Consider the following 18,589-nt stretch of genomic DNA (forward strand, 5'->3'; position numbering starts at 1 on the left):
GTTCAGCGGCGGATCACTGGGTGCGCGGGACGAGTTCGTCATAGACGCTGAGAACCTGCGCGACCGTCGTGTCCTCGGTCGGCCAGCTCCCCGCGCGCGCCCGGCCGGCGGCGGCCAGCGCGGCGCGGCGGTCCGGGTCGCCCAGCAGGGCGCGCACGGCGGCACCGAGCGCCACGGCGTCGCCGTAGGGGACGAGGACGGCCGCCTCGCCGACCAGTTCGGGGACGCCGCCGACGGCCGTGGCGACGAGGGGCACGCCCCGCCGCAGCGCCTCCTGCGCGAGCGGCGCGCGGCCCGCCCACTCGACGACGAGGAGCGCGGCGTCGGCGGCCCCGAGGAGTTCCACGGGGTCCTGGCAGGGGCCGAGGAGCCGGACGGGCAGGCGTTCCCTGTCGATGCGGCGCTGGATGGCGGTGCGGCCCGGCCCGTCCCCCGCGATGAGGAGCAGGGGCCGGGGCGCGCGGCCGCGCCAGGCGCGGGACGCGGTGAGGAGGACGTCGAGCGCGCGGTCGCGGTCGAGGCGCGTCGCGGTGACGAGCAGCGGCCGGTCGATGACGCCGAGTTCGGCGCGCAGTTTGTGGGACGCCGGGTCGGCGGGGTCGGGTTCGGCCGGCCGCGGTCCCGGCAGGCCGACGGGGGCGAGCCTGGCGTCGCGGGCGCCCCGCAGGCGTGCCCGGTCCACGAGGTCGGAGGTGGCGCCGAGGACGACGGTGGCGGCCCGGGCGACCCAGCTCTCGGTGACGTGTCGGACCCGCGCGCGGACACCGGGGGCGGTGGAGCGTGTGTGCCAGCTCACGACGAGGGGAAGGGTGTCCCTGCGGCGCCGGGCGAGGGTGGCGAGCAGGCCGGCGCGCATGCCGTGGGCGTGCACGAGGTCGGCGCCCGCGCAGACGGACCGCAGGATGCCGACGCCCGCCCGCCGCGTCGCGACGGGCAGGGGGACGAAGCGCGCGCCCGCGCCGGTGAAGTCGTAGCGGCGCTGGGCGGACTGCGGGGCGCACACGGTGACGTCCACGCCGCGCGCGACGAGTCCGGCGGACAGGGACCGCACATGGGCGCCGGTGCCGGCGCTGCCGCCGCCGAGGACCTGGACGACGTGCAGCGGCCCGGGGCCGTGCGGGCCGCTCACGGCGTGTCCCGCCGGCCGGGGTCGAGCCGCGCTCGCGGGCGCGCGTGGATCACGGCGGCCTCTCGTCTTCCGGTGTGGTTCGCAGGGGTCTCCGGGGCCGTGGCGCCGGTGGGACCGGGCCTCCAGGATGCCAGCCCGGACGGCGGGCGCGGTAGCGCGGCCACTCGCACGGACTATTCCCGGCCGAGGCGGGCGGCGGTGGCCAGCAGCTCCTCGGCGTGGGCGCGGGCGAGCCGGGAGTCCTCCTGACCTGCGAGCATGCGGGACAGCTCACGGACGCGCCCCTCGCCGTGGACGGTCCGCACGCCGCTGCGGGTGACCGAACCGTCGCTGGTCTTCTCGACGACGAGGTGCCGGTCCGCGAACGCGGCGACCTGCGGCAGATGGGTGACGACGACGACCTGTGCCGTCTCGGCGAGCTTCGCGAGGCGCCGGCCGACCTCGACGGCGGCCTTCCCGCCGACGCCCGCGTCCACCTCGTCGAACAGGTACGTCGGCACCGGCGCGGTGCCGGCGAACACCACCTCGACGGCGAGCATGACGCGGGACAGCTCGCCGCCGGACGCGCCCTTCGCGATGGGCCGGGCGGGCGCGCCGGGGTGGGGGGCGAGGAGGAGTTCGACGTCGTCGGCACCGTGCGGGCCGAAGGTGACGGCGCGTCCGTCGAGGTCGATGACGCCGGCCGGGTCGTCGCCGGGGGCGGCGTCGGTCTGCCGGACGTCGACCTGGACGCGCGCGTGGGGCATGGCGAGGTGGGCCAGCTCCTCCGTGACGGCGTCGGCGAACCGCTCGGCCGCCTCGGCCCGGGCGGCGGTGAGGTCGCGCGCGGAGGCGGTGAGGTCGGCGCGCAGGCTGTCGCGGAGGGCAGTGAGTTCGCCGACGCGGTCGTCGTCGCCGTCGAGTTCGGCGAGGCGGGTGGCGCCGCGTTCGGCCCAGGCGAGGACGGCGGCGGCGCCGTCCTCGCCGGCCGCGGCGGGGTCGGCGTACTTGCGGACGAGGTGGGCGAGGGCGGCGCGGCGTTCCTCGACGGCGGCCAGCCGCAGCGGGTCGGCCTCCAGGCCGTCGGCGTACCCGGCCAGTTCCTGGGCGATGTCGGCGAGGAGGATGCCGACCTCGCCGAGGCGGTCGGCGAGTGCGGCGAGGACGGTGTCGTGGGCGCTGACGGCGCTCAGCGCGCGGTGGGCTCCGGCGACGAGGGTGCCGGCGTCCACGCCCTCGGGGTCGGCCGGGTCGCCGGCCAGCGCGCCGTGCGCGAGGGCGGCGGCGGACGCGAGGGACTCGGCGTGGCCGAGCCGCGCGGCCTCGGCGGCGAGGTCGGTGTCCTCGCCGGCGCGGGGTGCGGCGGCGGCGATCTCGTCGAGGCCGAAGCGGAGGAGGTCGGCCTCCTGGGCGCGTTCCCTGGCGCGGGTGGTGAGTTCGGCGAGGGTGGTGTCGACCTCGCGCAGCCGCCGGTGGGTGGCGCGGTAGGCGGCCAGCGGTACGGCGACGGCGTCACCCGCGTACCGGTCGAGCGCCTCGCGCTGCCGGGCGGGCCGCAGCAGGCCCTGCTGGTCGGTCTGCCCGTGGACGGCGACGAGTTCCTCGCCGAGTTCGGCGAGCAGCCCGGCCGGCACGGAGCGGCCGCCCACGTGGGCGCGGGACCTGCCCTCGGCCGAGACGGTGCGGCTGATGAGCAGCGCGCCGTCGTCGAGCTCCGCGCCGGCGTCGGCCGCGCGGCGGGCGGCGGGGCCGTCCGGGTCCACGGCGACGCGGCCCTCGACCACCGCCGAGGCGGCGCCGGCCCGTACGTAGCCGGCGTCCGCGCGCCCGCCGAGCAGCAGGCCGAGACTGGTGACGACCATGGTCTTGCCGGCCCCGGTCTCGCCCGTGACGGCGGTGAACCCGGTGGACAGCTCGACCACGGCGTCACCGATCACGCCGAGGTCCTTGATCCGCATCTCCTCCAACACGGATACGACCATACGAGGTTCGCGGGCGGCGTGGGGACGTCGCCACCCGAACACGCGTACGAAATCAGGTGGGGCGCGGGTGCCGGATCAGCGCGGTGCGCCGCGCCAACCCGCCACCGGCAGCGCGAACTTGGCCACCAGCCTGTCGGTGAACGGGGCGTGGTGGAGACGGGCGAGCCGCACCGGAACGGTTCCCCGTCTCACTTCGACGCGGGCGCCGGCCGGCAGCTCGACCATGCGGCGGCCGTCGGCCCACAGCACGCCGGGCCTCGTCTGCGGCACGATCTCGACGGCCAGCACCGAGTCGGGCGCGGTGACCAGGGGCTTCGCGAAGAGGGCGTGCGCGCTGATCGGGACCATCAGCAGCGCCTCGACCTCGGGCCACACGACGGGGCCGCCGGAGGAGAACGCGTACGCCGTGGAGCCGGTCGGCGTCGCGCAGACCACGCCGTCGCCGCCGAATCCGGAGACGGGGCGGCCGTCCACCTCGGTGACGACCTCCAGCATGCGTTCGCGCGCCGCCTTCTCGACGGACACCTCGTTCAGTGCCCAGTCGGTGTGCCGGCGGTCGCCGTCCACCAGGACGACGACGTCGAGCGTCATGCGCTCCTCGACCTCGTAGGCGCGGCGCACGACGCGGTCCACGACCTGGTCGAGGTCGTCGCGCTCGGCCTCGGCGAGGAAGCCGACGCGGCCGAGGTTGACGCCCAGCATGGGGACGCCGGACGCGTGCGAGAACTCGGCGCCGCGCAGCAGCGTCCCGTCGCCGCCGAGGACGACGAGGAGTTCACAGCCGTCGACGGCCGCGCGGGCGGCGGGCTCGTCGCCGTGGTCGGCCTTCTCGATGCGCTGGGCGGCAGCGGGCAGGGCGAGGTCGGCGGCCTCCTCGGCGAGCACGCGGACGCCGATGCCGTGCGCGAGGAGCCCTTGGACGACGCGTTCCGCGCTGCGGATGGCGGCCGGCCTGCCGGTGTGGGCGAGCAGGAAGACGGTGCGCGGCCCCGCGGGGGTGCCGCTGTCGGTGGGCTTGGTGGTCACTGGGGTCCCTCTGTCACGGCGCGGTCGAGGTCGGCCGGGTCGAGTGGCGGTGCCCCGGCGCGCAGCCACAGGAAGTATTCAACATTGCCCGAGGGACCCGGCAGCGGGCTTGCCGTGACGCCCCGGACGCCCAGGCCGTGCCCGGCGGCCTGCCCGGCGACCGTGCGGACCGCCTCGGCGCGCAGCGCCGGGCTGCGCACCACGCCGCCGGCGCCGAGGCGTTCCCGGCCGACCTCGAACTGCGGTTTCACCATGAGGACGAGGTCCGCGTCGGGCGCGCTGCACCGCACGAGCGCGGGGATGACGAGGCCGAGGGGGATGAACGACAGGTCGCCGACGACGAGTTCGGCCGGCGTTCCGTCGAGGGCTTCCGGGGTCAGCTCACGGACGTTGGTGCGGTCGCGGACGGTCACCCGCGCGTCGGCCCGCAGCGACCAGGCGAGCTGCCCGTAGCCGACGTCGACGGCGACCACGTGGGCGGCGCCCGCGCGCAGCAGGACGTCGGTGAAGCCGCCGGTCGAGGCGCCGGCGTCGAGGGCGCGGCGGCCGGCGACGCGCAGCCCGAGCGGGGTGAACGCGGCGAGGGCGCCGGCGAGTTTGTGGCCGCCGCGGGAGACGTAGCCGGGGTCCTCGTCGTCCTCGGCGACGACGAGGGCGGCACCGGTGGCGACCTGGGTCGCCGGCTTGGCGGCGGGCGCGCCGTTGACGCTCACGCGGCCGGCTTCGATGAGGGTCCTGGCGTGCTCGCGGGAGCGGGCGAGGCGGCGGCGGACGAGTTCCGCGTCGAGGCGGGCGAGACGGCCCTGGGCGGGAGGCATGGCGTCACTTCCCGGGGGCGGGCCGGTCGAGGGCCGCGAGGGTGTCGCGCAGGGCGCGGTGCACGTCCTCGTAGACGGCGGTGTGGCCGGCCACGGGGAGTCCCTCCGTCCCGGCGAGCCGGGCGAGCGCGGCGTCGACGGCGGCGTTCCCGGTGGGCTCGGGGGCGGTGTCGTCCCCGGCGGGCACGGCGCCGGCGAGCGGCCGGCGCCCCGGGGCCTGCGGGGACGGGGCGGCGCCCGGCGGCGGGCCGGGCGGGACGGGAGCGGCGGGCGTCGGTCGGGGCTCGTGCATGGCCCCGACGCTACCCGGTGGGCGCCGCCGCTCTCCGCCGCGCCGCCGGAACGACGAGCGGGGTGCCCGTCTCCGGGTCGTCGATGACGCGGCAGGGCAGCCCGAAGACCTCCTCGACCAGCCCGGCCGTGACGATGTCGCCCGGCGCCCCCTCGGCCACGACGCGGCCGTCCCGCAGCGCGATGAGGTGCGTGGCGTAGCGGGCCGCGTGGTTGAGGTCGTGGAGCACGGCGACGAGCGTGCGGCCCTCCTCCTCGTGGAGCCTGGCGCACAGGTCGAGCACCTCGATCTGGTGCGCGATGTCGAGGAACGTCGTCGGCTCGTCCAGCAGGAGCAGCGGTGTCTCCTGGGCGAGGGCCATGGCGATCCAGACGCGCTGGCGCTGGCCGCCGGACAGTTCGTCGATGAGCCGGTCGGCGAGCGGGGCGACGCCGGTGGCGGCCATCGACTCCTCGACGACCCGCTCGTCGTCGGCCGACCACTGGCGCAGCATGCCCTGGTGCGGGTACCGGCCGCGCGCCACGAGGTCGCCGACGGTGATGCCGTCGGGCGCGATCGGGGACTGCGGCAGCAGCCCGAGCGTGCGGGCGAGCTGCTTCGCCGGATACGACGAGATGGCCCGGCCGTCCAGGACGACGGACCCCGCGGACGGTTTGAGCATGCGCGACAGCGCGCGCAGCAGGGTGGACTTGCCGCAGGCGTTGGGGCCGACGATGACGGTGAACGAGCGGTCGGGTATCGCGACGTCCAGGTGTTCCGCGATGACGCGCCGCTCGTAGCCGAGGGTGACGTCCCGCGCCAGGAGCCGGGCTCCGGAGCCGGGCGTCTCGTGCGGGGGCTCGGGGCTGCGCATCGGGTTGTGCCTTCCGGGTCGACGGGTGGACGTGCGCCGTGTGCCGCCGGTACGGCCGGCAGGCCCGGTGGCACTCCCACACACATTAAGGTTAGGTTAGCCTAACCTCGTTTTTGACCGTCCATGAGAGTCCAAGGGCCGCCGTACCGCCACGCGTTCCTCCGCACGCCCCCGGAACACGGCATCGCGGCCCTCCCCCGTCCCGCCGGCCCCCCGCCCACGCACAGCGCACCGCAGCCGTCCCCGCCCGAGAGGAAAACGTCCCATGGCCGCCCGTCCGTTCGCGTTCTTCGACCTGCACGTCGTGCGCGCCACCACCCTGAGCCCGGGATTCGCCCGCGTCACGCTCGGCGGCCCGCAGCTCGACGGGTTCGGGCACGGGGGCCGCGACCAGCGGATCAAGCTGTTCCTGCCCGCCGCCGGCCACTCCGCCATCGCCGTGCCGCGCGACGCCGACGACTGGTGGACGGGCTGGCAGCGGATGCACCCCGCCGAGCGGGCCGTCATGCGCACCTACACCATCCGTGAGCTGCGCCGCGCGGAGCGGGAGGCCGACATCGACTTCGCCCTCCACCCCCACCCCGGCCCGGCGGCCGACTGGGCGCTGACCGTCCGCCCCGGCGATCCGGCCACCCTCCTCGGCGCCACGCAGGACGAGAACGCGGGCATCGGCTTCCACCGGCCCGACGGCACCGACTCCGTGCTCCTCGCGGGCGACGCCTCCGCGCTCCCCGCCATCGCCGGCATCCTCGCCTGGCTCCCGGCCGGGACCCCGGTGACCGTCCTCGCCGAGATCACGCACCCCGACGACCGCCAGGACCTCGCCACCCGCGCCGACGCCCGTACCACCTGGCTCACCCCCACCGCGGACGACCCGCAGCCCCTGCTGACCGCGCTGCGCGCACACCCGCTGCCCGGCACCTCGCCCTACGCGTGGGTCGCCGGCGAAGCGAGCTGCGTGCGCGCCCTGCGCCGCCACCTCGTCACCGAACGGGGCGTGGACAGGCGCCACATCACGTTCACCGGCTACTGGCGCCGGCACGCGTCCGAGGACACGCTGATCCAGGAGGCCATCGCCGCGGCCGCCTGACGGCGCGAAGGGCCTCCTCCCGGCCGACTACTCTTACGGGCAATGCTGTACGGGCCGAGGGGGAGAAACACCATGACGTCCAGCGTGTTCCGCATCGGCGGTGACCTGACAGTGCGGCGGTCGGGATTCGGGGCCATGCACCTGCCCACGGACCCGGGCCCCGGCCGCGAGAGGTCCGTCGCGGTCGCCCGGCGGGCCGTCGAGCTGGGCATCACGCTGATCGACACGGCCTACCTGTACGGCGGAGGAGCCAACGAGGAGCTGCTCGCCGAGGCCCTGCACCCCTACCCGGACGGCCTGGTGGTCACCACGAAGGTCGGCGTGGAGCAGTCGGGTCCCGGGGGCGAGTGGCGGCTCGACGGCCGGCCGGCCGTGCTGCGGGACCAGGTCGAGCGGGCGCTGCGCCGACTGCGCGTCGAACGGATCGAGCTTCTGCAGCTGCACCGCGTCGATCCGGAGACGCCGCTCGCCGACCAGGTCGGCACGCTGCGGGACCTGCGGACCGAGGGCAAGATCGGCCGGATCGGGCTGTCCGAGGTCACGGTCGCCGAGCTGGACCGGGCGCGGCGGATCACCGACATCGCGAGCGTGCAGAACCGGTACAGCCTCCTCGACCGCGAGCACGAGCCCGTGCTCGCGGCCTGCGAGGCGGCGGGGATCGCGTTCCTGCCGTGGCGCCCCGTCGCCTGGGGCGGGGCCGGGGCGCGTGCGGAGGTCGCCGCGGTGGCGGCCGAGCTGGGCGCCAGTCCCACGCAGGTCGCGCTCGCCTGGCTCCTCGGCCGCTCCCCCGTCATCCTGCCGATCCCCGGCACCGCCCGCATCGATCACCTGGAGGAGAACCTGGCGGCGGAACGCGTCGTCATCACCCCGGCACAGCGCGCCCGTCTCGACCGGCTCTCCGGAACCACGCGGACGGACGGCGAGGACTGAGCCCCGCCCCCGCACCGTCACCGACGGCGGAGGCGCCCTCACCACAGGTGCAGGAAGCTCCGGACGTCGTCATAGCCGTCGACGGCACGACCGTCCACGTCCGTCGGGTCCGCCTCGGCCGCGAGCGACTCCGCCAGCGCCAGGGCGTCACCGCCGAGACGCCCGAAACGTCGAGCGGTGTGTCCCAGGCACACGGCCCTAGACGCCGAGCCCCAGCCGCTCCAGCGCGTCGGCCGGGTCGAGGGTGCACTGTCCCTCTCCGGCCTCCGTCCACGCCACGGCGCACAGCGCGCGCAGCCCGTCGAGCGCGTCGTCCTGCCCGCGCACCTCGCCGTCCAGCACGAGACGCCCCCCGCTCACCGAGGCACGCAGCGCCCCGCAGCGGTACGCGCCGCCGTCACCGTCCGGCGTGACGTCGGGGTGCGGCGCGAGCAGCCCCCGCAGGTCGGCCGCGACGTACGACGGCCGGTGGTCGGGGCGCGCGGCGAGCAGCTCGGCGGGTCCCGTCACCCCGCTGAGAACCAGCAGCGAGTCCACGCCCCCGGCGTGCGCCCCCTCGATGTCGGTGTCGAGCCGGTCGCCGACGACCAGCGGGCGGCGCGCGCCGGTCCGCAGGATCGTCTCCCGGTGCATGGGCGGCCTCGGCTTCCCGGCGACGACCGGCCCCTCCGCGCGCCGCGTCGCGATCCGGACGACCTCGACGGCCGCGCCGTTGCCCGGCATGATGCCGCGCCCGCTCGGGATGGTCAGGTCGGTGTTGGACGCGAACCACACGGCGCCCCTGCCGACCGCGAGCGCCGCCTCGGCGAGCACGCTCCACGGCATCCCCGGGCCGCCGTACCCCTGCACGACGGCGACGGGCGCGTCGTCCGCCGAGTCCACCGGCACGAGGCCGCGCTCCCGCAGCGCGACACGCAGCCCCTCACCGCCCGAGCACAGCACCTTCGACGCGGCGGGCACCGCCTCGGCGACGAGCCGCGCCACGGCCTGCGCGGAGGTCACGACGTCGGTCTCGTCGGCCGGGACGCCCAGCTCCGTCAGGTGGGCGGCGACGGCGCCGGGCGTGCGGGCCGCGTTGTTGGTGACGTAGGCGAGCCGCATGCCGCCCGCCGCGGCGGCGCGCAGCGAGGCGACGGCGTGCGGCAGGGCGTCACCGCCCGCGTAGACGACGCCGTCGAGGTCGAGGAGCGCGGTGTCGTACGCCGCCCGCGGCTCCTGCGCGCAGCCGTCGGGGCGCGTCCTGGGCGCCGGGGGGTGTGCCGGGGTTCCGGCCAGCGATTCAGTCATCTCGCCATCGATCATCCCCCATGACCTCGGCGGAACGGCGACCGCGTCCTACGATGCGGGGATGGACGCCGCCGGCCTCGACCTCGCGCCGTTCCGCGGCCTGCGGTACGCGGCGGAACGCATCACCGGCCCCGCCCGGGTCGTCTCCCCGCCGTACGACGTCGTCGTCCGGCCGGACGGGCAGCGCGCCCTGGAGACGGCGGACCCGCACAACGTCGTCCGCCTCACCCTGCCGCCGACGCCCGCCCGGGCCGCCGCCACGCTGGCCGACTGGCGCCGGACCGGTGTCCTCGTGCCCGACGACCTGCCCGCCCTGTACGTCCACGAGCAGCGCGACCCGGCCGGTGCCGTGCTGCAGCGGGGCCTCGTCGGCGCGCTGCGGCTCACGCCGCCGCACGAGGGCGTCGTCCTGCCGCACGAGGACGTGCTGCCCGACGTCGTCGCCGAACGGGCCGCGCTCCTGCGCGCCACCGCCGCCGACATCGAACCCCTCCTCCTGTCCTACCGGGACGCCGGTCCCGCCCTGGCCGCCCTGATCGACGCCACGGCGGCCCGCCCGCCGCTCACGGTCCTGACGGCCGCCGACGGCATCACGCACCGCCTGTGGCGCCGCACCGATCCGGCCGCCCACGCCACCGCGGCCCGCGCCCTGCGTCCGCACCGCGCGCTCATCGCGGACGGCCACCACCGGTGGGCCACGGCGCTGCGCGTGAGCCGGGAACACGGCGGGCGCGCCCCGTGGGACCGGACGCTGGTCCTGCTGGTGGACTCGGCGCGCCACCCGCTGCACGTCCGGGCCATCCACCGCGCGCTGCCGGGACTGCCGCCGGCGGACGCCCTGGCGGCCCTCGCGGGGGCGTTCCGCGTACGGCGCCTGGACGGTCCCGCGTCCGACCCCGGCGCCGCGCTGCGCGTCCTGGACGCGACACCCGGCACGGCCTTCGTCATCGGGGGCGGCGGGGCGTTCCACCTCGCCGACCGCCCCGACCCCGCCGTCATCGCGCGGACCGTCCCGGCCGACCGCCCCGCCGCCTGGCGCGGTCTCGACACGACCGTCCTGCACGCGACGGTGATCAACGCCCTGTGGCGCGTGCCCGACCGGCCGGGCGGCATCTCGTACCTGCACGACGCGCCGTCGGCGCTCGACCGGGCGGAGCGGTCCGGCGGGACCGCCGTCCTGCTGCGGCCTGTCACGGAGGACGTGGTGCGCACGCTCGCCGGACAGGGCGTCACCACGCCGGGGAAGACGACGTCGTTCGGCCCCAAACCGGTGTCGGGCCTGGTCCTGCGTGCGATGGCGGATCAGACGGCACACGGCATCGCGCAGACCACTTAGGTTAGGCTAACCTCACTTCGGCCGTTCTCCCCCACGCGTATCTGGGAGTGTCATGACCGCACCGAGCGCCACACCGCTCTTCACCCGGAACGATCCCCGTCTCGGCGCCTTCGCCCTCCGCCCCGTCGACCCGGACGCGGACACGCCGCTGCTGCACCGCTGGCTCACCCACCCGAAGTCGGCGTTCTGGCTGATGACCGAGGCCACCCCCGACGACGTCGCGGCGGAGTACCGCCGCATCGCAGCCAGCCCGGCGCACGACGCGTTCATCGGCCTCAACGACGGCGTCCCCGCGTTCCTCACCGAACGCTACGACCCGGCCGCCGAACCGGTCGGCGCCGCCTACGAGGTCCGCACCGGCGACGTCGGGATGCACTTCCTCGTCGCACCCACCGACACACCGCGCCACGGCTTCACGCGCGCCGTCATCACGACCGTCATGGCGTTCCTCTTCGACGATCCGGCGACCCGCCGCGTCGTCGTCGAGCCGGACGCCCGCAACCACCGTGTCCACGCCCTCAACGCCGCCGTCGGCTTCGAGGTGGCGGAAACCGTCAGCCTGCCCGGCAAGGAAGCCCTCCTCAGCCTGTGCACCCGCGAGCGATTCACGGCCGCCGTCCCCCAGGAGTGACCATGCGCCCCACGCCCCTCACCCCCGAGCCCATCACCACCGACGACGCCACCGCCCACCTGGACCCCGAGCACTGGGCACGCGCCGAACGCCACCTCATACGCAAGGCTCTCGCCGAGTTCTCCCACGAGCGCCTCCTGACCCCCGAACCGGACGGCCGCGACGGCTGGTTCACCGTCCGCAGCGACGACGGCACCGTCACCTACCGCTTCCCCGCCGACATCACCGCCCTCGACCACTGGCGCATCGACGCGGCGCGCGTCTGTCGCGAACGCACCTCGGACGGCACCCCGCTGCCCCTGGACGCCCTCGGCTTCTTCATCGAACTGCGCGCCACCCTCGGCCTGTCGGACGCCGTCCTGCCCACCTACCTGGAGGAGATCACCTCCACCCTCGCCGGCGCCGCCTACAAGCTGGCCCGCCCGCGGCGCACCGCCGCCGAACTGGCCCGCGCCGATTTCCAGTCTATCGAGGCCGGCATGACGGAGGGCCATCCCTGTTTCGTCGCCAACAACGGCCGCATCGGCTTCGACTCGGCGGAGTACCACGCCTACGCCCCGGAGACCGGCGCCCCCGTCCGCCTCCTGTGGCTGGCCGCGCGCCGCGACGCCGCCACGTTCACGGCCTGCAGCGACATCGACTACGAGCGGCTCATCGAGGCGGAGCTGAGCCCCGCGACCCGCGCCGCGTTCGCCGGCCGGCTGACCGCCCTCGGCCTCGACCCGGCCGACCACTACTACCTGCCGGTCCATCCCTGGCAGTGGCGCAACCGGCTGTCCGTCACCTTCGCCGGCGAGGTCGCCGCCCGCCGCCTCGTCCTCCTCGGGGAGAGCGAGGACACCTACCGCGCCCAGCAGTCCATCCGCACGTTCTTCAACACGGCCCACCCCGGGCGGCACTACGTGAAGACGGCACTCTCCATCCTCAACATGGGCTTCGTACGCGGCCTCTCCGCCGCCTACATGGAGGCCACCCCGGCCATCAACGACTGGCTCGCCGACCTCGTCGCGGGCGACGACGTCCTGTCCGGAGCCGGCTTCACGGTCCTCCGCGAGCACGCCGCCATCGGCTACCACCACCGCCACTACGAGGCCGCCACCGCCAAGGGCTCCCCCTACCTGAAGATGCTGGCCGCGCTGTGGCGCGAGAGCCCGGTCCCCATGCTGCGCCCCGGGGAGCGCCTGGCCACGATGGCGTCACTGCTGCACGTGGACGAGGACGGCGGCTCGTTCGCGGCGGCGCTGATCGCCGAGTCGGGCCTCGCGCCGGAGGTCTGGCTGCGCCGCTACCTCGACGCGTACCTGCGGCCCCTCGTGCACTGCATGTACGCGCACGACCTGGCGTTCATGCCGCACGGGGAGAACGTCATCCTCGTGCTGGAGAACGGCGTCCCGAACCGCGTCGTGATGAAGGACATCGCCGAGGAGATCGTGGTGATGAACCCGGACGTGCCGCTGCCGCCCGAGGTGGAGCGCGTACGGGCCGAGGTGTCGGACGAGATGTGGCCGCTGGCCGTCCTGACGGACGTCTTCGACTGCTTCCTGCGCTTCCTGAACGGCATCCTCGACGGCACGGGAGTGCTGCGCGAGGACGCGTTCTGGGCGACGGTCGCGGCGTGCGTGCGGGACTACCAGGACGCGGCGCCGCACCTGGCCGACCGGTTCAAGCGGTTCGACCTGTTCACGGACGAGTTCCCGCTGTCGTGCCTGAACCGTCTGCAGCTGCGGGACAACAAGCAGATGGTGGACCTGAGCGACCCGACGAGCGCACTGCAGCTCGCCGGGTCGCTCAGGAACCCCCTGGCCCGTTACGCCTGAGCACGGCCGTCGGCGTCCTCGGCGTCGGCGGCCCCGTCACCGGGTCCGTCCGCGTCGAGGCCGTCACGGTCCTCCGGCTCGTCGTCGTCGGCGTCGAGACCGGAGTGGTCCTCCTGCTCCTCGGGGTCGTCCGCGCTGTCGCCGTCCTCCGGCTCCTGCGCGTCCTCCTGCCCGTCGTCGTCCCCGTCGTCCGCCGCGGCCACCGGGGTGCCGGCGGTCTCCGGCTCGTCCCAGTCGTCGGCCTCCGGGTCGAGGGCGTCGAGGAACTCCACGCCGTCCAGCTCGGCGAGCCGGTCGGAGGCGTTGGTGACGCCGCCCTGGTCGGCGTCGAGCGCCTTCGCGAACCAGGTGCGGGCCTCCGCCTCGCGGCCGGCGGCGAGCAGGGCGTCGGCGTACGCGTACCTGAGCCTCGCGGTCCACGGGTGGACGGCGGTGGACGCCAGCTCCTGGCACTCCAGGGTGACGACGGCGGCGTCGGGCTGGCCGAGGTCGCGGCGCGCGCCGGCGGCGACGAGCCGCATCTCGATCTGCCCGGCCCTGTCGAGCCGCTGGACCTCGGGTTCACCGGCCATGGTGAGGGCACGCTCGGGCCGGCCCATGCCGCGTTCGCAGTCGGCCATGATGGGCCACAGGTGCACGGAGCCGGTCATGCGCCGTGCCGCCCGGAACTCGGTCAGCGCCTCGGCGTACTTCTCCACGCCGTAGGAGGCGAACCCGGCCGCCTCGCGGACGGCGCCGACGCGGGACGCGAGCCGCAGCGCGACGCGGGAGTGGCCGTAGGCGCGTTCGGGGTCCTCGTCCAGGAGCTTCGCGACCATGACGAGGTTCCGTGCGACGTCGACCGCGAGGGTCTTCGGCAGGCTCAGCAGCTCCTGCCGCACGGAGCGGTCGATCTCGTCGCCGGTCACGTCGTCCGGGATCGGCAGCCGGCGGACGCGCTCGCGGTCGTCGCGGGCCTGCGGGGAGCGGTGGAAGCCCTCCCGCCGCGGACCGCGGTCGTCGTGGCGGAAACCGCCACCGCGCCGGTCGTCCCGGGGCCGGTCGCCCCAGCGCCGGTCACCGCCGGGCCGGTCGGACCGCGGCCGGTCGTCGCGGCGGAACTCCCGCCCACCGGGCCGGTCATCACGACGGAACTCGCCACGGGGACGGTCGTCACGACGGAACTCGCCACGGGGACGGTCATCACGGCGGAAGTCGTCCCTGGGCCGGTCGTCGCGACGGAAGTCACGCCCGCCCGGACGGTCGTCACGGCGGAACCCGTCGCGAGGACGGTCGTCACGCCGGAACCCCTCGCGGGGGCGGTCGCCCCGGTCGTCGCGGCGGAACTCCCGCCCACCCGGCCGGTCATCACGACGGAACCCGTCACGGGGACGGTCGTCACGGCGGAAGTCGCGGCCACCGCCGCCACCCCGGTGGTCGTCACGGAACCCACCACGCGGCCGGTCATCACGCGGCCTGTCGTCACGACGGAACCCGTCACGGGGGCGCTCGTCGCGGCGGAAGTCGTCCCTGGGCCGGTCGTCGCGACGGAAGTCACGCCCGCCCGGACGGTCGTCACGGCGGAACCCGTCGCGAGGACGGTCGTCACGGCGGAACCCGTCACGGGGACGGTCGTCACGCCGGAACCCCTCGCGGGGGCGGTCGCCCCGGTCGTCGCGGCGGAACTCCCGCCCACCCGGCCGGTCATCACGACGGAACTCGCCACGGGGACGGTCGTCACGGCGGAAGTCGCGGCCACCGCCGCCACCCCGGTGGTCGTCACGGAACCCACCACGCGGCCGGTCATCACGCGGCCTGTCCTCGCGACGGTAACCACCCTCACGGGGACGGTCGTCACGACGGAAGTCGCGCCCACCGGGCCGGTCGTCCCTGCGGTCGTCGCGGCGGAAGTCCCGGCCGCCGCCCCGGTTGTCGTCGCGGTAGCTGCCGCGCGGACGGTCGTCGCGACGGAAGTCGCGGCCACCCGGTCGGTCGTCCCGGCGGTAACCGCCCTCACGGGGCCGGTCGTCGCGGCCTCCGCGGTCGTCCCTGGGCCGGTCGTCGCGCCGATCGTCACGCCAGTTCCCGCCGCCACGGCGGAAACCGCCGCGATCATCGTCGCGCCTGGGTCCCCTCGCACCTCGGTCGGCGTGTGCCGGCCGGTCCTCCGATGAATTCGACATGACGTGACTCCTACCTCTTCGAGAAAAACAAAAAAGGACCTCTGGTTCTCCAGCAAGTCGCTGAAGAACCAGAGGTCCTCATCACAGATTGTCCGGCGGTGACCTACTCTCCCACACGGTCCCCCATGCAGTACCATCGGCGCTGGAGAGCTTAGCTTCCGGGTTCGGAATGTAACCGGGCGTTTCCTCTCCGCCATGACCACCGGAACACTAAAAGTGCTCCAAAGCGAACAAGCGCACTCTTCAGTTGTGAAGAATTCCGAGGTCAATCCCTCGGATTCGAAGCACTCGGCTTCGAAAAGCACAGTGGACGCGAGCATCTATGGACAAGCCCTCGGCCTATTAGTACCGGTCAACTCCACCCCTCACAGGGCTTCCATCTCCGGCCTATCAACCCGCTCGTCAAACGGGGGCCTTACCCCATCAAAGTGGGTGGGAGTCCTCATCTCGAAGCAGGCTTCCCGCTTAGATGCTTTCAGCGGTTATCCCTCCCGAACGTAGCCAACCAGCCATGCCCTTGGCAGGACAACTGGCACACCAGAGGTTCGTCCGTCCCGGTCCTCTCGTACTAGGGACAGCCCTTCTCAAGACTCCAACGCGCACAGCGGATAGGGACCGAACTGTCTCACGACGTTCTAAACCCAGCTCGCGTACCGCTTTAATGGGCGAACAGCCCAACCCTTGGGACCAACTCCAGCCCCAGGATGCGACGAGCCGACATCGAGGTGCCAAACCATCCCGTCGATACGGACTCTTGGGGAAGATCAGCCTGTTATCCCCGGGGTACCTTTTATCCGATGAGCGACGGCGCTCCCACAAGCCACCGCCGGATCACTAGTCCCTGCTTTCGCACCTGCTCGACCCGCCAGTCTCACAGTCAAGCTCCCTTGTGCACTTACACTCACCACCTGATAACCAACCAGGCTGAGGGAACCTTTGGGCGCCTCCGTTACTCTTTAGGAGGCAACCGCCCCAGTTAAACTACCCACCAGACACTGTCCCCGATCCGGATCACGGACCCAGGTTAGACATCCAGCACGACCAGAGTGGTATTTCAACAACGACTCCACCCAAGCTGGCGCTCAAGCTTCACAGTCTCCCACCTATCCTACACAAGCCGAACCGAACACCAATATCAAGCTATAGTAAAGGTCCCGGGGTCTTTCCGTCCTGCTGCGCGAAACGAGCATCTTTACTCGTAATGCAATTTCACCGGGCCTATGGTTGAGACAGTCGAGAAGTCGTTACGCCATTCGTGCAGGTCGGAACTTACCCGACAAGGAATTTCGCTACCTTAGGATGGTTATAGTTACCACCGCCGTTTACTGGCGCTTAAGTTCCCAGCCTCGCCCCCGAAAGAGCTAACCGGTCCCCTTAACGTTCCAGCACCGGGCAGGCGTCAGTCCGTATACATCGCCTTACAGCTTCGCACGGACCTGTGTTTTTAGTAAACAGTCGCTTCTCGCTGGTCTCTGCGGCCACCCCCAGCTCCAACCGAAAAGGTCTTCACCAGAAGCGGCCCCCCTTCTCCCGAAGTTACGGGGGCAATTTGCCGAGTTCCTTAACCATAGTTCACCCGAACGCCTCGGTATACTCTACCTGACCACCTGAGTCGGTTTCGGGTACGGGCCACCATGAAACATCGCTAGAGGCTTTTCTCGACAGCATAGGATCATCCACTTCACCACAATCGGCTCCGCATCAGGCCTCACCCTGTATGTCGCACGGATTTACCTGCACGACGGGCCACACCCTTACCCCGGGACAACCACCGCCCGGGATGGACTACCTTCCTGCGTCACCCCATCACTCACCTACTACCCCCTCGGACCACCGGCTCCACCACCACACCACCCGAAGGCAACATGGGGCTTCACGGGCTTAGCATCAGGAGATTCAGCGCTGGCGCTTCACAGCGGGTACCGGAATATCAACCGGTTATCCATCGACTACGCCTGTCGGCCTCGCCTTAGGCCCCGACTTACCCTGGGCAGATCAACTTGACCCAGGAACCCTTAGTCAATCGGCGCACACGTTTCTCACGTGCGTATCGCTACTCATGCCTGCATTCTCACTCGCGTACCGTCCACGACACCCTTACAAGGCCGCTTCACCCAGCACACGACGCTCCCCTACCCATCGCTTACGCGATGACACGACTTCGGCGGTGTACTTGAGCCCCGCTACATTATCGGCGCAGAATCACTCGACCAGTGAGCTATTACGCACTCTTTCAAGGGTGGCTGCTTCTAAGCCAACCTCCTGGCTGTCTCTGCGACTCCACATCCTTTCCCACTTAGCACACGCTTAGGGGCCTTAGTCGATGCTCTGGGCTGTTTCCCTCTCGACCATGGAGCTTATCCCCCACAGTCTCACTGCCGTCCTTCACTTGCCGGCATTCGGAGTTTGGCTAAGGTCAGTAACCCGGTAAGGCCCATCACCTATCCAGTGCTCTACCTCCGACAAGAAACAAACGACGCTGCACCTAAATGCATTTCGGGGAGAACCAGCTATCACGGAGTCTGATTGGCCTTTCACCCCTAACCACAGGTCATCCCCCAGATTTTCAACTCTGGTGGGTTCGGGCCTCCACGCAGTCTTACCCACGCTTCACCCTGCCCATGGCTAGATCACCCCGCTTCGGGTCTAGGGCATGCTACTCAAACGCCCTCTTCGGACTCGCTTTCGCTACGGCTCCCCACCACAGGTTAACCTCGCAACACACCGCAAACTCGCAGGCTCATTCTTCAAAAGGCACGCAGTCACGACAACAAGCCACAAGTGACTCGCTGCGACGCTCCCACGGCTTGTAGGCACACGGTTTCAGGTACTATTTCACTCCGCTCCCGCGGTACTTTTCACCATTCCCTCACGGTACTATCCACTATCGGTCACCAGGGAATATTTAGGCTTAACGGGTGGTCCCGCCAGATTCACACAGGATTTCTCGGGCCCCGTGCTACTTGGGAAACACACAAGGAAGCCATCATGATTTCGCCTACGGGGGTCTTACCCTCTACGCCGGGCCTTTCGCATGCCCTTCGACTACCACAATGGTTTCTCACTCCCCCAGCTGCCGGCAGACAACTGAAGTGCGCTCCCACAACCCCGCCTGCGCAACCCCTGCCGGGTATCACACACAAACGGTTTAGCCTCCTCCGGTTTCGCTCACCACTACTCCCGGAATCACGGTTGTTTTCTCTTCCTGCGGGTACTGAGATGTTTCACTTCCCCGCGTTCCCTCCACACCGCCTATA

At 72.5% G+C, this 18,589-nt stretch carries 15 protein-coding genes and 2 rRNA genes (1 of these 17 only partly in view); 6 read left to right on the forward strand and 11 right to left on the reverse strand.

Annotation, left to right across the window (positions count from 1 at the left end):
- Positions 1 to 13: 13 nt before the first annotated feature.
- The 6 genes from EMA09_RS03670 to EMA09_RS03695 form a co-directional block, all read right to left on the reverse strand.
- The gene (locus EMA09_RS03670; protein WP_129838833.1) at positions 14 to 1,129 is read right to left on the reverse strand and encodes a glycosyltransferase family 4 protein; all 1,116 of its coding nucleotides are present in this window, start codon (positions 1,127 to 1,129) and stop codon (positions 14 to 16) included.
- Positions 1,130 to 1,302: 173 nt separating this feature from the next.
- Complete coding sequence (gene recN / locus EMA09_RS03675) at positions 1,303 to 3,090, reverse strand: DNA repair protein RecN (protein WP_129838835.1); 1,788 nt, start codon at positions 3,088 to 3,090, stop codon at positions 1,303 to 1,305.
- Positions 3,091 to 3,165: 75 nt separating this feature from the next.
- Positions 3,166 to 4,116: an NAD kinase gene (locus EMA09_RS03680; protein ID WP_129838837.1), complete on the reverse strand. Its 951-nt coding sequence runs from the start codon at positions 4,114 to 4,116 to the stop codon at positions 3,166 to 3,168.
- The gene (locus EMA09_RS03685; RefSeq protein WP_129838839.1) at positions 4,113 to 4,934 is read right to left on the reverse strand and encodes a TlyA family RNA methyltransferase; all 822 of its coding nucleotides are present in this window, start codon (positions 4,932 to 4,934) and stop codon (positions 4,113 to 4,115) included. The genes EMA09_RS03680 and EMA09_RS03685 overlap by 4 nt, the downstream gene beginning before the upstream one ends.
- Positions 4,935 to 4,938: 4 nt before the next feature.
- The gene (locus tag EMA09_RS03690; protein ID WP_129838841.1) at positions 4,939 to 5,226 is read right to left on the reverse strand and encodes a hypothetical protein; all 288 of its coding nucleotides are present in this window, start codon (positions 5,224 to 5,226) and stop codon (positions 4,939 to 4,941) included.
- A 10-nt stretch (positions 5,227 to 5,236) separates the two neighbouring features.
- Positions 5,237 to 6,079 (reverse strand): ABC transporter ATP-binding protein, encoded by an 843-nt coding sequence (locus tag EMA09_RS03695; protein ID WP_129838843.1) that lies wholly within the window; start codon positions 6,077 to 6,079, stop codon positions 5,237 to 5,239.
- 265 nt (positions 6,080 to 6,344) lie between these two features.
- Between EMA09_RS03695 and EMA09_RS03700 the strand changes: the two genes are divergently transcribed.
- Both EMA09_RS03700 and EMA09_RS03705 read left to right on the forward strand, forming a co-directional pair.
- Positions 6,345 to 7,169 carry a siderophore-interacting protein gene (locus EMA09_RS03700; RefSeq protein ID WP_129838845.1) on the forward strand — a complete coding sequence of 275 codons (825 nt, stop codon included), beginning with the start codon at positions 6,345 to 6,347 and terminating at the stop codon, positions 7,167 to 7,169.
- 72 nt (positions 7,170 to 7,241) lie between these two features.
- Positions 7,242 to 8,099 (forward strand): aldo/keto reductase, encoded by an 858-nt coding sequence (locus tag EMA09_RS03705; protein WP_129838847.1) that lies wholly within the window; start codon positions 7,242 to 7,244, stop codon positions 8,097 to 8,099.
- Positions 8,100 to 8,137: 38 nt separating this feature from the next.
- Here the strand turns inward: EMA09_RS03705 and EMA09_RS28170 are convergent, their stop codons facing one another.
- Complete coding sequence (locus EMA09_RS28170) at positions 8,138 to 8,293, reverse strand: hypothetical protein (protein WP_240796217.1); 156 nt, start codon at positions 8,291 to 8,293, stop codon at positions 8,138 to 8,140.
- A 4-nt stretch (positions 8,294 to 8,297) separates the two neighbouring features.
- Positions 8,298 to 9,386, reverse strand: a complete 1,089-nt coding sequence (locus EMA09_RS03710; RefSeq protein WP_129838849.1) for an HAD hydrolase-like protein — start codon at positions 9,384 to 9,386, stop codon at positions 8,298 to 8,300.
- 61 nt (positions 9,387 to 9,447) lie between these two features.
- Between EMA09_RS03710 and EMA09_RS03715 the strand changes: the two genes are divergently transcribed.
- The 3 genes from EMA09_RS03715 to EMA09_RS03725 are packed head-to-tail and all read left to right on the forward strand — an operon-like array spanning position 9,448 to position 13,170.
- Positions 9,448 to 10,722: a DUF1015 domain-containing protein gene (locus EMA09_RS03715; protein ID WP_129838851.1), complete on the forward strand. Its 1,275-nt coding sequence runs from the start codon at positions 9,448 to 9,450 to the stop codon at positions 10,720 to 10,722.
- A 52-nt stretch (positions 10,723 to 10,774) separates the two neighbouring features.
- Positions 10,775 to 11,353 carry a GNAT family N-acetyltransferase gene (locus tag EMA09_RS03720; RefSeq protein WP_129838853.1) on the forward strand — a complete coding sequence of 193 codons (579 nt, stop codon included), beginning with the start codon at positions 10,775 to 10,777 and terminating at the stop codon, positions 11,351 to 11,353.
- A 2-nt stretch (positions 11,354 to 11,355) separates the two neighbouring features.
- Positions 11,356 to 13,170 (forward strand): IucA/IucC family siderophore biosynthesis protein, encoded by a 1,815-nt coding sequence (locus tag EMA09_RS03725; protein WP_276324153.1) that lies wholly within the window; start codon positions 11,356 to 11,358, stop codon positions 13,168 to 13,170.
- Here the strand turns inward: EMA09_RS03725 and EMA09_RS03730 are convergent.
- Positions 13,161 to 14,051 (reverse strand): hypothetical protein, encoded by an 891-nt coding sequence (locus EMA09_RS03730; RefSeq protein ID WP_240796619.1) that lies wholly within the window; start codon positions 14,049 to 14,051, stop codon positions 13,161 to 13,163. The genes EMA09_RS03725 and EMA09_RS03730 overlap by 10 nt on opposite strands.
- Before the next feature lie 87 nt (positions 14,052 to 14,138).
- On the opposite strand from EMA09_RS03730, the gene EMA09_RS29410 reads away from it, so the two are divergent.
- Positions 14,139 to 15,323, forward strand: coding sequence for a hypothetical protein (locus EMA09_RS29410; protein ID WP_168220591.1), 1,185 nt, complete (start codon positions 14,139 to 14,141; stop codon positions 15,321 to 15,323).
- A 99-nt stretch (positions 15,324 to 15,422) separates the two neighbouring features.
- On the opposite strand, the gene rrf is transcribed toward EMA09_RS29410, so the two are convergent.
- Together rrf and EMA09_RS03740 are read right to left on the reverse strand one after the other, a co-directional pair.
- A 5S ribosomal RNA gene (gene rrf, locus EMA09_RS03735) occupies positions 15,423 to 15,539 on the reverse strand.
- Between the two features lie 115 nt (positions 15,540 to 15,654).
- Positions 15,655 to 18,589 (reverse strand): 23S ribosomal RNA (locus tag EMA09_RS03740); it runs 165 nt beyond the window's last position.

The sequence above is a fragment of the Streptomyces sp. RFCAC02 genome, assembly GCF_004193175.1.
Taxonomy (GTDB): Bacteria; Actinomycetota; Actinomycetes; order Streptomycetales; family Streptomycetaceae; genus Streptomyces.

Bases quoted from the DNA above. Each gene is read 5' to 3' on its own strand.
- EMA09_RS03720 (WP_129838853.1), top strand. From the start codon at position 10,775: ATGACCGCACCGAGCGCCACACCGCTCTTCACCCGGAACGATCCCCGT.
- EMA09_RS03715 (WP_129838851.1), top strand. From the start codon at position 9,448: ATGGACGCCGCCGGCCTCGACCTCGCGCCGTTCCGCGGCCTGCGGTAC.
- EMA09_RS03705 (WP_129838847.1), top strand. From the start codon at position 7,242: ATGACGTCCAGCGTGTTCCGCATCGGCGGTGACCTGACAGTGCGGCGG.
- EMA09_RS03690 (WP_129838841.1), bottom strand. From the start codon at position 5,226: ATGCACGAGCCCCGACCGACGCCCGCCGCTCCCGTCCCGCCCGGCCCG.
- EMA09_RS03700 (WP_129838845.1), top strand. From the start codon at position 6,345: ATGGCCGCCCGTCCGTTCGCGTTCTTCGACCTGCACGTCGTGCGCGCC.
- EMA09_RS03695 (WP_129838843.1), bottom strand. From the start codon at position 6,079: ATGCGCAGCCCCGAGCCCCCGCACGAGACGCCCGGCTCCGGAGCCCGG.
- EMA09_RS03710 (WP_129838849.1), bottom strand. From the start codon at position 9,386: ATGACTGAATCGCTGGCCGGAACCCCGGCACACCCCCCGGCGCCCAGG.
- EMA09_RS03725 (WP_276324153.1), top strand. From the start codon at position 11,356: ATGCGCCCCACGCCCCTCACCCCCGAGCCCATCACCACCGACGACGCC.
- EMA09_RS03685 (WP_129838839.1), bottom strand. From the start codon at position 4,934: ATGCCTCCCGCCCAGGGCCGTCTCGCCCGCCTCGACGCGGAACTCGTC.
- recN (WP_129838835.1), bottom strand. From the start codon at position 3,090: ATGGTCGTATCCGTGTTGGAGGAGATGCGGATCAAGGACCTCGGCGTG.